The sequence below is a fragment of the Kitasatospora sp. NPDC058046 genome, from assembly GCF_042885595.1.
GTDB lineage: Bacteria > Actinomycetota > Actinomycetes > Streptomycetales > Streptomycetaceae > Kitasatospora.
Map to the genome: position 1 here is coordinate 73,277 of NZ_JBHVRS010000014.1, position 12,210 is coordinate 85,486.

The 12,210-nt window shown below is 72.7% G+C and carries 13 protein-coding genes; 7 read left to right on the forward strand and 6 right to left on the reverse strand.

The genetic code is table 11. The features are described from left to right. Positions 1–46: 46 nt before the first annotated feature. On the forward strand, positions 47–787 hold the full coding sequence (locus ACFVU7_RS26195) for an RDD family protein (RefSeq protein ID WP_388047404.1): 741 nt from the start codon (positions 47–49) through the stop codon (positions 785–787). Positions 788–823: 36 nt separating this feature from the next. Here the strand turns inward: ACFVU7_RS26195 and ACFVU7_RS26200 are convergent, their stop codons facing one another. Further along, a complete protein-coding gene (locus ACFVU7_RS26200) occupies positions 824–1,096 on the reverse strand; it encodes a hypothetical protein (RefSeq protein ID WP_380740328.1) in 273 nt (90 codons plus the stop codon). Positions 1,097–1,329: 233 nt separating this feature from the next. Here ACFVU7_RS26200 and ACFVU7_RS26205 point away from each other — a divergent pair, with 233 nt between their 5' ends. From ACFVU7_RS26205 to mycP, 4 genes are all read left to right on the forward strand, one after another. After that, positions 1,330–2,019, forward strand: coding sequence for an endonuclease V (locus tag ACFVU7_RS26205; protein WP_388047405.1), 690 nt, complete (start codon positions 1,330–1,332; stop codon positions 2,017–2,019). Between the two features lie 123 nt (positions 2,020–2,142). Further along, positions 2,143–2,592, forward strand: coding sequence for a hypothetical protein (locus ACFVU7_RS26210; protein WP_049657753.1), 450 nt, complete (start codon positions 2,143–2,145; stop codon positions 2,590–2,592). A 37-nt stretch (positions 2,593–2,629) separates the two neighbouring features. Then, complete coding sequence (locus tag ACFVU7_RS26215) at positions 2,630–4,081, forward strand: WXG100 family type VII secretion target (protein ID WP_388047407.1); 1,452 nt, start codon at positions 2,630–2,632, stop codon at positions 4,079–4,081. 118 nt (positions 4,082–4,199) lie between these two features. Continuing rightward, on the forward strand, positions 4,200–5,366 hold the full coding sequence (gene mycP, locus ACFVU7_RS26220; protein ID WP_388047409.1) for a type VII secretion-associated serine protease mycosin: 1,167 nt from the start codon (positions 4,200–4,202) through the stop codon (positions 5,364–5,366). Here mycP and ACFVU7_RS26225 read toward each other — a convergent pair. Beyond that, positions 5,360–5,929 (reverse strand): GNAT family N-acetyltransferase, encoded by a 570-nt coding sequence (locus tag ACFVU7_RS26225; RefSeq protein WP_074005041.1) that lies wholly within the window; start codon positions 5,927–5,929, stop codon positions 5,360–5,362. The two genes, mycP and ACFVU7_RS26225, sit on opposite strands and share 7 nt — an antisense overlap. 205 nt (positions 5,930–6,134) lie before the next feature. Here ACFVU7_RS26225 and ACFVU7_RS26230 point away from each other — a divergent pair, with 205 nt between their 5' ends. Beyond that, positions 6,135–6,731, forward strand: coding sequence for a DinB family protein (locus ACFVU7_RS26230; RefSeq protein ID WP_387968068.1), 597 nt, complete (start codon positions 6,135–6,137; stop codon positions 6,729–6,731). 90 nt (positions 6,732–6,821) lie between these two features. Here ACFVU7_RS26230 and ACFVU7_RS26235 read toward each other — a convergent pair whose 3' ends face one another. After that, complete coding sequence (locus ACFVU7_RS26235) at positions 6,822–7,262, reverse strand: hypothetical protein (RefSeq protein WP_049657761.1); 441 nt, start codon at positions 7,260–7,262, stop codon at positions 6,822–6,824. A gap of 654 nt (positions 7,263–7,916) precedes the next feature. Next, complete coding sequence (locus ACFVU7_RS26240; RefSeq protein WP_388047411.1) at positions 7,917–8,591, reverse strand: hypothetical protein; 675 nt, start codon at positions 8,589–8,591, stop codon at positions 7,917–7,919. 256 nt (positions 8,592–8,847) lie between these two features. Between ACFVU7_RS26240 and ACFVU7_RS26245 the strand changes: the two genes are divergently transcribed. Further along, positions 8,848–9,852, forward strand: a complete 1,005-nt coding sequence (locus ACFVU7_RS26245) for a hypothetical protein (RefSeq protein ID WP_388047413.1) — start codon at positions 8,848–8,850, stop codon at positions 9,850–9,852. A gap of 106 nt (positions 9,853–9,958) precedes the next feature. Here ACFVU7_RS26245 and ACFVU7_RS26250 read toward each other — a convergent pair whose 3' ends face one another. Both ACFVU7_RS26250 and ACFVU7_RS26255 read right to left on the reverse strand, forming a co-directional pair. Then, positions 9,959–10,549 carry an isochorismatase family protein gene (locus ACFVU7_RS26250; protein WP_074005044.1) on the reverse strand — a complete coding sequence of 197 codons (591 nt, stop codon included), beginning with the start codon at positions 10,547–10,549 and terminating at the stop codon, positions 9,959–9,961. A gap of 248 nt (positions 10,550–10,797) precedes the next feature. Then, entirely contained in the window at positions 10,798–12,132 is a 1,335-nt protein-coding gene (locus tag ACFVU7_RS26255; RefSeq protein ID WP_049654311.1) for a nicotinate phosphoribosyltransferase, read from the reverse strand. Between the last annotated feature and the right edge of the window lie 78 nt (positions 12,133–12,210).

Here is a 12,210-nt window from a genome sequence, read left to right on the forward strand (position 1 = left end):
CAAAATGTCCCGAACATCGAGAATATGTGATGTTCTACTCTGGGACATGAGCACCCACGACCCCTCAGGCCCCCAGCCGGAGGGGGGCGGTACGCCCTCCTTCGACAAGCAGCCCCCGCAGCCGGGCGGCGGCACGCCGGAAGGCGAGCCGCCGGGCCCGACCCCGTCCCACGACCCGTCCGGTGACCGGTCCGGCGGTCCCGGCGCCTACCAGGGCACCTACGGCGGAAGCCCGTACGGCGAACCGACCCCCGGTCAGAACCCGTACGGCCAGAACCCGTACGACCAGCCGCCGCCCGGCCACGGCACCGGCTACGGCCCCGGCGCGTACGGCACCCCCGGCGGCGGCCCCGTCCCCGGCATGCCGCCGATCGGCACCTGGCCCAAGCGGTTCCTCGCCCGGCTGATCGACTACCTCCTGATGCAGGCCGTCGGCGTGATCATCGTGGGCCCCTTCACCGACCTCAGCACGCGCAACGGCTCCACCGAGGCGTTCTGGCTCGGCTGCGCCATCTACCTCGTCTACGAGGCCCTGATGCTCAGCCGGGACGGCCAGACCCTCGGCAAGAAGGCGATGAAGATCCGCGTCGCCATGCTCGTCGACGGGAACAAGCCCACCCAGTCCGCCGCCTGGACCCGCGCCGCCGTCTTCATCCTCCCGGCCGTGCTCTGCTGCGCCGCGCTCTGGTGGATCGTCGACGGCCTCTTCGGCGTCTTCGACAAGCCCTACCGGCAGTGCCTGCACGACAAGGCCGCGAAGACCGTGGTGGTCACCACGGAGGTCTGAGCGGCGCGGCGGGACGCGCCCGCGCCCGGCGGCGGATCAGCGCTGCCGGGCGTACGCGTGCCCGGCAGCGGTCGCGGTGGGGTGCGGCGGGGCGGCCGGGGCCCCGGGACCCGACGCCACGGTGGCGGACCTGGCCGCGGCGGCGGACATCGAAAGCACCGTCACCACGGTGCCGAGCGCCAGCGCGAACCCCACCAGCACCACGACCGCCAGGACGCCCGAGGCGCCCGAGACGGCCAGCAGTGCCACCGTGGTGGCGACGACGGTGAACGAGCCGAGGCAGGCCTGGGCGACGGAGGGGCGCGGCATGGCGGGGGTCCTTCGCACGTCGGGGGAAACGGGCGGGAGTGGAGCCGGTTCCAGTGGTGCTACCCCGCGGGGAGGACGGGTACGTCCAGGCTAGCCCCCGGAGGCGGGGGCACAGGGGGCGCACGGGCTCACCCCGGGGTCGTCCGGCCCGCTCGGTACGGTGGGACCGGCACCTGCCACGCACTGTCGCTGAGCACGTATCACCGAGCACCACGTACCCGGGGGAACCGACCATGCCCATCCCCGCCGACTGGCCCACCACCGAGGCCGAGGCACTCGCCGAACAGGAGCGGCTGCGCCCGCTCGTCCAGCCCCACGACGACCCGGGCCGGGACCCCGCCGCCCCCGGCACCCTGATCGCCGGCGTGGACGTCGCCTACGACGACGAACACGACCTCGTCGCCGCCGCGGCCGTCCTGCTCGACCGCGACACCCTGGACGTCGTCGAACAGGCCACCGCCGTCGGCCGGATCGCCTTCCCGTACGTCCCCGGACTGCTCGCCTTCCGCGAACTCCCCGCCGTCCTCGACGCGTTGGCCGCCCTCACCCGCACCCCCGACACCGTCGTCTGCGACGGCTACGGCCTCGCCCACCCCCGCCGCCTCGGCCTCGCCAGCCACCTCGGCATCCTCACCGGACTGCGCACCCTCGGCGTCGCCAAGACCCCCTTCACCTTCGACCACCACGAACCCGACGCACCACGCGGCTCCTGGACCCCCCTCACCGACCCCGCCACCGGCGAGGAGGTCGGCCGCGCCGTACGCACCAGGGCCGGCGTCAAACCCGTCTTCGTCTCCGTCGGCCACCGCACCGGCCTCGACACCGCCGTCCGCACCACCCTCGACCTCGCCCGCCACTACCGCCTCCCCGAAACCACCCGGCACGCCGACTCGCTCTGCCGCCGCGCCCTCGCCGACGCCTGACGCACCGGGACGAACGCGAACTGACCATGCCCCGGGCGGGATTCGGGCCCGGTGTGTTAGACATGAGACACCGGGGCCCGGCCCCGGCCGCCAGGGGGACGGACGCACGGGGGAGGCGCCGACATGGGCACAGGGACCACCGGAACCGGATCGACCGGCGGAGCCGGACAGGGCTACCGCGTCGAGGTCGAACAGCTCCGCGCCTTCGCCGGCCAAGTACGGCTGCTGCTCGCCGACTTCCAGAAACACGCCGACGGCACCGACGCCCACGGCCGCAGCGGCATCGGCAAGACCGCCTTCGGGACCTTCGCCGAGGCCGCCGAGATCCACGGCCGCTACGGCACCATGCGGGACGCGCTGCGCGACGTCCTCAACCAGCTCCAGGAAGCCGTGAACGAGGCCCAGCAGAAGGCCGACCTCACCGCCACCAACTACGAGGAGCAGGACCAGCACACCGCCACGAAGCTCAAGCTCGGCGACGACGGCTGGTCCGTCGCCCAGCCCTCCGCGAGCAGCCAGGCCGCGGCCCAGCAGAACCGCACCCCGTCCACCCGCGGCAACGCCACCGTCTGACCGCCGCCCGCCCGCCCCGAACGGAGGCCGACCGCCCGTGGTCTACACCGACTTCACCAAGTACAGCCACGCCCAGCTCCGCACCATGGCACAGGCCCTCGACCCCGGCGCGGTGATGGCCGCCGGCGACCCCTGGCGCAAGGCCGCCGACACCCTCAAGCAGATCCGCCAGACCCTCACCAAGGCCAGCACCGAAGCCGCCACCTCCTGGGAAGGCACCACCAGCGACGCCTTCCACACCCGCATGCTCACCCTGGCCGCCAGCATCAACAACGCCGCCGCCTACGCCAACGACGCGGCCAACACCCTCCACAACACCTCCGAAGCCATGGCCAAGGCCAAGCGCGACATGCCCGAGGAACCCGGCAACTGGGACAAGGTCAAGGACACCGTCGGCGACGCCCTCTTCGGCGACGACGACGAACACATCCCCCTCGCCGACCGCAAGAAGGCCGAAGCGGCCGCCATCATGCAGACCCTCGCCATGCACTACCGCGTCGCCACCCCGGCCTTGAAGCCCCCGCCGGCGTTGGATGCGAAGAAGCCGCCGACGGACCCGGTTCGGAGCCAGGATCGCGATGCCACGAACCCAGAGGATCCAAGTGGTTCGGCCGCAGCGGCGGGGGCCGTGATGGCCGGGATGATGGCTACGGCGGACCGGGCGGCTCCAGCAGCAAAGGGTGGTTCCGGGACGACGACCGGGAGGTCGTCAGGTCGGTCAGTCGCTCCGAGGTCCAGCATGGTGAGTGCAACAGCGCCGACCGACTCGGGGATCAAGGGAGGCACTGCACAAGCGGCGCCCAGACCGCTCCCGTCGGCGGTGCCGGTCGGCTCTACAGCCACGGACAAACCGGGAGTCGGGGCGGGGATCGGTACGGGACCTGGTACGGGAATCGACGGTACATCCGTCCCAAAGGCCCCGAACACCTCGGTGGCCACGCCTTCCAACACGGGGATTCCCGCCGCGCCCAGTGGCGTCCCGGGCTCACCGAACGGCACTCCGGCGCCGGTCGTCGGCATGCCGGGTCGAGCGGACAGTGACACCGTCCGGGGCTCCGGACCCAGGGGTATGGCCAGCAGGGAGGGCGAGATGGCCGGCCCGGCTCCGCGCTCCGGGCGGGCGTTCGGTTCGAGTGAGGCGGTGGGTGGCCGTTTCGACCAGGGGGGCCGCGTCGTGCCGGATCTGCGGTCTGGAGGCGGTGCTTCCGGGAAGACCGGCGGCGCTGTTGGAAGTGGCGGTGGCGCGGTCGGTCGCGAGGGCGGACGGCAGGCCTTCACCGAGGGCGGTTCGGGACTTGGGGCCCGCAACCGGGGTAGGACGGAACCGCCGTCCGGGCCGACGGCTGGAATGGGCCCTGTGATGGGCGCAGGGGACGCCCGACGTGGAGGAAACGGCAAGAGGAAGGACGGCAAACGCCCCGACTACCTCATCGAGGATGCCGAGACATGGGAGTCGGAGAAGAAAGCCAATCCGAACGTGGTGGAATGATTGATCTCCGCCGACGTGCGGAGTGGCAGATCTGTTGTCCCGCAGGACGGAGAGCCTAGGGGCGCAAGGCTGACTGGGGTTGAACGTGTCGAGTGGCCGACTGGTACGCGTTGCTGGCGTGCTGACTGCTGGAACCCTGCTTTGGGGAATGGCTGCTATTCCGGGAGCGGCTGATCAGGTACGGGATTCACAGTGGGTTCTCCGTTCCTTTGACGTCGAGAACAAGGTCTGGCCACAGAGTCAGGGCGAGGGCGTCGTCGTTGCTGTGGTGGACAGCGGGGTGATGCAGGATCACCAGGACCTGACGGGCCAGGTGCTGCCGGGCACCGACTTCTCCGGTGCCAAGACCGATGGCCGAGTGGACAATCTCGGCCACGGAACCGGAATCGCCAGTCTCATCGCCGGACACGGTCACGGAGACCGGTCCGGGGTGATGGGCCTTGCACCGAAGGCCAAGATTCTTCCGGTGCGCATCAGGACCAATGGGGAGTCTCCGAACCTCGATCAGTCGGACATCGCGCTTGCTGTTCGGTACGCGACCGATAAGGGCGCGAAGGTCATCAACATGTCGCTCGGCGGATACTCGCGGCTTGATTCGCAAGCGCGCGATGCGATCAAGTACGCGGTATCCAAGGATGTTGTGCTCGTTGCGGCTAGCGGGAACGGTGACAGCAACTCGGTCGAGTACCCTGCCGCTTTCCCCGGTGTCGTTGCCGTGACGGCAGTTGACGAGCAGGGGAAGCTGTGGGTGAAGGCGACTCCAGGGCCCGAGACCACCCTGGCCGCCCCTGGCGTTGAGATCTACCACTCGTCGGCTAAGTCCACGTCGAGCTATGGCATCGGCCAGGGGACGTCCGATGGTGTCGCCTACGTGTCCGCCACCGCGGCGTTGATCAGGGCGAAGTACCCGAACCTGTCGGCCGGGCAGGTGGTCAATCGGATGATCAAGACGGCCACTCCTCCGGCTGACGGTTCTGTCGTGCCGGGTGACCGGTACGGGTACGGGGTTCTGGCGCCGGCGAAGGCGTTGGAGGCGAATCCTGCCGTCGACAACGGGCCTCGGGAGAATCCGTTGGTGGGGCGGAAGGAGTCGCAGGGGGCGCCGCCCGTGGACGAGCCGACGGATGGGGCTTCGGAGGAGGCTGTCTCTCCCGGTGCGGATGGTGGTGGGAACGGCGGGAACGGGGTCGGGGTGGTCGTGGGGGTGGCGGCCGGGGGGTTGGTGCTGGTGGTCGCCCTTGTCGGGGTGTTGGTGGTGCGGAGGCGGCGGGGGGCGGGTCAGTGAGTGGCGAGCCATTCGTCGCGTAGGGCGGCCATCTGGAGGACGTCCCAGTAGCGGTCGTCCCAGTGGTGGGCTTGGCGGGAGCGGCCTTCGAGGGTGAAGCCGGACTTGCGGTAGGAGTGGGCGGCGCGTTCGTTGTACTCGAAGACTTCGAGGTGGACGCGGTGGAGGCGGATGGTCTCGAAGGCGTGGCGCAGGACCAGGAGGGTGGTTTCGGTGCCGATGCCGCGGCCGGTGTGGTCCGGGGTGAGGGCGATCCGGTAGCCGGCGGAGGAGTTGTCGGGGTCGACGTCGTTGAGGGCGGCCTCGCCGAGGAAGCGGCCGGTGGCGGGGTCTTCGACGGCGAGGTCGAGGCGGTCGGGCTGTTGGGCGCGGGTGGTGCACCACTGGTGGATGCGGTCGCGGGTGAAGGCGGTGCGGGTGCCGGTGAGCCGTTTGGTGGTCTCGTCGGCGCAGAGTTCCCACATCGGGTCGGTGTGCCGTTCGTCGAGGGGGACGAGCCGGATGGTGGGGCCGTGCAGGGTGGGCTTCACGGCGAGGGCGGCGAGATCGGTGGGAGCGGTCATGGCGGCCAGGATGGATGGTCGGCTTCCGGTTCGTCCACGTGTTTAGTCCGGGCGTGCGGGCGCGCACCGGTTGGGGTGCGCGCGGGGACGGGGGCGTGTGTCGGGCGGGCGCGCCGGGTGAATGCGCCGGGGGTGGCAGTATTTCGGCGACCGCTGGCGTCATTGCCGCTGGTGGGGTTCCCCCGGTGGCGGAGATGCTGGGCCCATGAGCACTCCTGAGCGCACGCGGGTCGAGAGCACGTCGATCGCCGCCACGAACACCGCCGACGACGGGATCGTCCCCGACACCAAGGACTGGACCTGGGTGCTGGAACGCCCCTGCCCCGACTGCGGGTTGGAGACTCCGCGGGTGGTGCGGGAGGACGTGGCCGGGATGGTCCGGGCCAATGCGGAGGGCTGGCTGGCGGTGCTGGCGGGGGACGTGGAGGGGTTGCGCAGGCGGCCGGCTCCGGGGGTGTGGTCGGACCTGGAGTACGCGTGCCACGTCCGGGACGTCTTCCGGCTGTTCGAGGTCCGGCTGAACCTGATGCTGGACCTGGAGGACCCGCTGTTCCCCAACTGGGACCAGGACGAGACGGCCGTCGCCGAGCGCTACGGGGAGCAGGACCCGAAGGTGGTGGCCGGGGAGCTGGCGGAGGCCGCGGAGACGCTCGCCGCCGCTTTCGAGCGGGTGGCGGGGGCGCAGTGGGCGCGGACCGGGAACCGCAGCGACGGGGCGCGGTTCACGGTCGAGTCGTTCTCCCGGTACCTGATCCACGACCCGGTGCACCACCTGTTCGACGTGACGGGCGAGCGGGTCTGAAGCCGGTCCTGAAGCCGGTCCTGGAGCCGGGCCCGGGAGCGGGGCCGGGGCCCGGTCTGAGGCCGGACCGGAGGCGGCCGGGGCGCGGGGTCACCAGCCGGAGGCCTCGCGCAGCATGGTGCGGCGCAGCCGTCCGGCCACGCTGGCGGCGTCGGTGCCGATGACGTCGGCGATCTCGGGGGCGGCGAGGCCGACGACGTAGTGCAGGATCGCCAGGTCGTCGTCGGCCGGGTGGCGGTCCGGGGCGGGGGTCGCCTGGCGGGTGTGGTCGGCGACGGTGCCGCGCAGGATCTCCCAGGCGTGCGCGGTGGGGTTGGAGCTGCCCATCAACTCCCGCCAGTGCACCGCGATTTCCGCGAAGGCCTGTTGGACGGCGACGGCCGCGGCGCTGTGCTCGGTCAGCCACACGCGCGCGTAGCTGAGGTACCGGGGGCGGTGGAGTTCGCAGAACGCGGTGAACTCCAGGGGCACCTCCGCCGGCTCGCCGGGCCTCGGGGGCGGCTCGGCTGAACTCTCGTGACGGTTGGTCATCTCGGCTTCTCGGAAAGGGAGATGGGTTTCTGACGGTCGATCATCTGTGCTCACTCTACGGTAGGCCCTCGGTGCGCTGGGTGACCAATCCGATGGAATGCCCGGAACCCGCCGCCGCCAGGCCGGTTCCGGTGGCGACCGGGTGCGGCGAGGTGGCGGGACGGCCGGGCGGAGGGCCGGCGAGGGCCGGTGGGGCGGTGCTGCGCAGTGGCGCGGGATTCGTAGGTGTGAGCGTGTCGCGGCTGGTCAGAGGGTGTGGGGCGACGGCGGCCGCAGGGCGGTTGATGTGCCACCGTAGGCCCTGTGGAGGCTGGCGTCCACGCCCAGGGCGCGAACCTGGGTGCGCACAACCACCCGCACAACCGCACTCACGATTGTGGGGAAGATCGCCACGGAAGAGGGCATGGTCGTCACCGCGATGACGTCCGCGCGGGCGGGCCGGACGGCGTGCGCGGAACGGGTGCGCCGTGGACGCGGTGGACCCGGCGCCCGCCGCGCGCCGGGGCGGAGGGCGCGCTGGTGGGGCGGCCGTTGGACGGGGTGGTCCCGCGACCGCCGGTGTGCCGCCGGGCGCGTCCGCCACACCCCGGCGGCCCGGATCGGGCCGGGCGGAACGCCGGGGGCGGGAGGGCGGGCGGAGCGGCCGGCTGTCCGTCAGGAGGTCGTCCGGGCCTCCGTGGGGGAGATCCGGTCGACGGCGGTGTCCCGTTCGACCTGGGTGGGGAAGGCTTCGACGGCCCGTCGCCGGGCCGCCTGCGCCGCCGCGGCTGCCGCGGCCGCAGCCGCCGCAGCTGCCCCGGCGGCGGCCTCCTCGCGCTCGCACCGGTGCGCCGGGCCCGCGTGCGCCGGGCCCGTGTGCGTCGCGCCCGTGGCGTGGGCGCCGGAGGCATGCGGACCCGCGGCGTGGGCGCTCGCCGCGTGCACACCCGTGGCGTGCGCGGCGGGGGCGTGCACGCCCCCGGTGAGCGCCCCGGGGGCGTGTCCGGTGGCCCGTCGTCGGCGGCCGAGCGCGGCCCGGGCGGCATGCTCCTCGGCGGCCTGTCTAGCGGCCAGGTAGGCCTGTACGGCCGCCATGCCGTAGACGGGCTGGATGAGCTGGTGGCCCTTGAAGAAGGGCCTGGCCGGGGCGAACCCGGCGGCGACCACGAGGTCGCGGATCTCTGCTATCTCGGCCTCACTGCGGGCGGTGAAGCGGACCTCCCAGCCCTTCTTGTACGTATGCCCCTTCTCGCCGCTGCGGCGGGCGGGGTCCGGGCGGCGGACGTATCCGGGCAGACGGCCGAGGCGGAGCTGGGCCGCGCGGAGGCCGGCGGTCTCGTCACGTGACATGACGTAAGCCTAGGCAATCCCCGGGGCGGGATTGACGCCTTGGGGGTCCCTCGCCGTATGCCTTTGATCACTCTGGGTCAGGCGACCAGGTCGGCGATCGTTTTCGATCACATATGACAACCTGATGAGCGTCAATTACTCCAAATGAGTGAGGGTATGAGGACTTTAGTGCGGGCTGATCCCGGTTTCGCGACGGTTGGGTAACAGTGCGTCAGGGTCTCGGTCGCGGGTCCGGACGGTTGGGGATGGTGTCGGCATGAGCTACCGGATTCCGTCGCCGCCGCCGTCCCTGGAGGAGCTGGCGAAGCGTCAACAGAACGTCGTCACCGCGAGCCAGCTGCGCGCCCGGGGCGTGCCGGCCCGGATCATCACCGAGCACTGCCGCCGGGGCGGCCCCTGGCGGCGGGTGCTGCCCCGGGTCTACCTGCTGCAGTCCGCCGAGCCCACCCCGGAGCAGCGGATGTGGGCCGCGCTGCTGTACGCCGCGCAGAACGGCCGGGAGGAGGGCCGCCGGGAGGGCGCGGTGATCACCGGTACGGCCGCGCTGGCGCTGTACGGCTTCACGGTTGTGCCCCGGCTGCCGGCGGTGACCGGGGTGGACGTCCTGGTGCCCCGGCAGCGCCGGCTGAAGGATGTCGGCGAGGTGCGGATCCGGCGCACCGAACGGGAGTTGGTGGCTCGCTCGGTGCACGGCCTGGCCTGTGCGCCGGTGGCCCGGGCGGTCGCCGACGCGCTGGTCGAGTGGACGGCGGAGTCGGGTGGCGCGGCGCCGGTGCGCGAGGTGCTGCGGGAGGCCGTCGCCCTGCCCGGGAACCGCTGCACGGTACGGGAGTTGGTGTCCGAGCTGACCGACTCGGGGCTGACCTGCGAGCCGCGGGTGCGGGCCGCCCTGGACGAACTACTGGCCGTCGAGCGGGACTTGGTGCTGGAGCGGATCGGCCGCCTGGTGGACGAGCGGCTGCTGCCCGCCCCGCTGAACGCCCCCGAGCTGCGGATGCGCGGCGGCACGTACATCGCCGTCCCGGACCTCTACTGGCCGGAGCGGGGCGTCGCGGTGGAGGTGGACTCGGAGCTGCGCAGCGTGAGCGAGGGCGAGGCCGCCTGGGTGCGCGGCGGGCAGCACCGGATGGAGTACCTGGGCATCCGGGTGGTGTACGTCTGCGGGGCCGCGCTGGCCGCCGACCCGGACGCGGTCGGCGGCGAACTGCGCGAGGCGTACCGGGTCGGCGGGACGGACGTGGTGGAGCTGCTGGTGGTCTGAGCGGGCGACGCCGGCCGACCGGAACACGCCGGCCGACCGGGACGCGCGGTCGCACCCACAACACGCCCGCACAACACGCCCGTACGGCACGACCCCCCGAATGCCGTTACGAACGGACCACCGGCGCGCCGACCAGCTCGACCCCGGCCGCCCGCAGCTCCGCCAGCGCGGCGGCGGTGGTCTCCGGGTTCACCCCGGCGGTGAGGTCCAGCAGCACGCGGGTGGTGAAGCCCGCCCGGGCGGCGTCCAGCGCGGTCGCCCGGACGCAGTGGTCGGTGGCGATGCCGACCACGTCGACCTGGTCGACCTGCCGCTCGCGCAGCCACTCCACCGGACCGCGGTTGTTCTCGTCCAGCCCCTCGAAGCCGCTGTACGCCGCCGAGTGGGCGCCCTTGTCGAAGACCGCCTCGACCGCGCCGGAGATGACGGCGGGCGCGAAGTTGGGGTGGAAGCCCACGCCCTCGGTGCCGGCCACGCAGTGCGGCGGCCAGCTGTCGACGTAGTCCGGCTCGGCGGAGAAGTGGTCGCCCGGGTCGATGTGGTGGTCGCGGGTGGCGAGGATGTGCCGGTAGCCGGGGGAGGACTCGGTGATCAGGTCGGTGATGGCGGCGGCCACCTCGGCGCCGCCGGCGACGGCCAGGCTGCCGCCCTCGCAGAAGTCGTTCTGCACGTCGACGACGATCAGTGCCCGGTGCATGACTCGCATCCTCGGATCTCGGGGGCCCGCGGGAGGCGGCGCCCCGGTGGGGGAGCCCTCGGGAGTACGCGGCCCGGCCGTGCCGGGCGCGGGGGGTACTCGGGGAGCTCCGGGGGAACTCGGGGAACTCTACGGCTGACTCTAGGGAGTGGCGCCCGGGGGCGGAAGCCCCGGGGCCGGTCCGGGACATCCCGTCCGCGGGGGCGGGAGTCCCGGGGCCGGTCCGGTGGTCCGGCCCCGGGTTCCGGTCAGCGGCCGGGGCCGGCCGGCAGGACCAGTTCGGTCGGCAGCACCGGGTCGCCCTTGGACAGCTGGGTGGCCGACAGCGGCAGCGCGGCGCGGGCGCGCACGTGCCGGTCGCGGGCGGCGCTGAGCGGTTCCCGGCCGACTGTCTCGCCGCCCAGGACCAGCGGCACCTGCGTCAGGTGCGGGCGCAGGTAGTCCGGGACGGGGCCGGTGCCGACCACCTCGGCCTCGGCGACGCCGTCGGCGTCGGGCCGGCGGGCCGCCCACTTGCGGCCGCCGATGCTGGTCTTGCCGCCGGCCGCGCGCTTGGCGACCGGGATCAGCGGCCCGCCGTCGGTCTCGGCCCGGGCGACCAGCTTGTAGACCATCGCGCAGGTCGGGTGCCCGCTGCCGGTGACCAGGCTGGTGCCGACGCCGTAGCCGTCGACCGGGGCGGCGGCCAGGGCGGCGATCGCGTACTCGTCGAGGTCCGAGGTGACGATGATCCTGGTCCGGTCGGCGCCGAGGTCGTCCAGCTGGCGGCGGACCCGGTGGGCCAGCAGGGTGAGGTCGCCGGAGTCGATCCGGACGGCGCCCAGGTCGGGGCCGGCCACCTCGACCGCGGTGCGCACGGCCTCGCGCAGGTCGAAGGTGTCGACCAGCAGGGTGGTGCCCTTGCCCATGGAGGCGATCTGCGCCTTGAAGGCGTCCCGCTCGCTGTCGTGCACCAGGGTGAAGGCGTGGGCGGCGGTGCCGGTGGTCGGGATGCCGTGGGTGAAGCCGGCCTCCAGGTCGGAGGTGGCGGCGAAGCCGGCCACGTAGGCGGCCCGGGCGGCGGAGACGGCGGCGTGCTCGTGGGCCCGGCGGGCGCCCATCTCGATCACCGGGCGGCCGCCGGCGGCGGCGGTCATCCGGGAGGCGGCGGCGGCGATGGCCGAGTCGTGGTTGAGGATCGAGAGGATCACCGTCTCCAGGATCACGGCCTCGGCGAAGGTGCCCTCGACGGTGAGCAGGGGGGAGCCGGGGAAGTAGACCTCGCCCTCGGGGTAGCCGTGGATGTCGCCGCGGAAGCGGTAGTCGGCGAGGAAGCGCAGGGTCTCCTCGTCGACGACGCCCTGGTCGGCCAGCCAGTCCAGCTGGGGCGAGGTGAAGCGGAAGTTCTCGACGGCGTCCAGCACCCGGCCGGTGCCGGCCATGACGCCGTAGCGGCGGCCGCTCGGCAGGCGGCGGGTGAACACCTCGAAGACGGAGCTGCGGTGCGCGGCCCCGCTGCGCAGGGCGGCCTGCAGCATGGTGAGCTCGTAGCGGTCGGTGAGCAGGGCGGTCGAAGCGGCCGCTCGCACGGAAGTGGCGTCCATACGGATGATGCTACTACCACTTAGCGTCAGAGTGACGATTTCTCGTCGAGCGTGCCGGGGCGGAATCGCCCGGGTGTC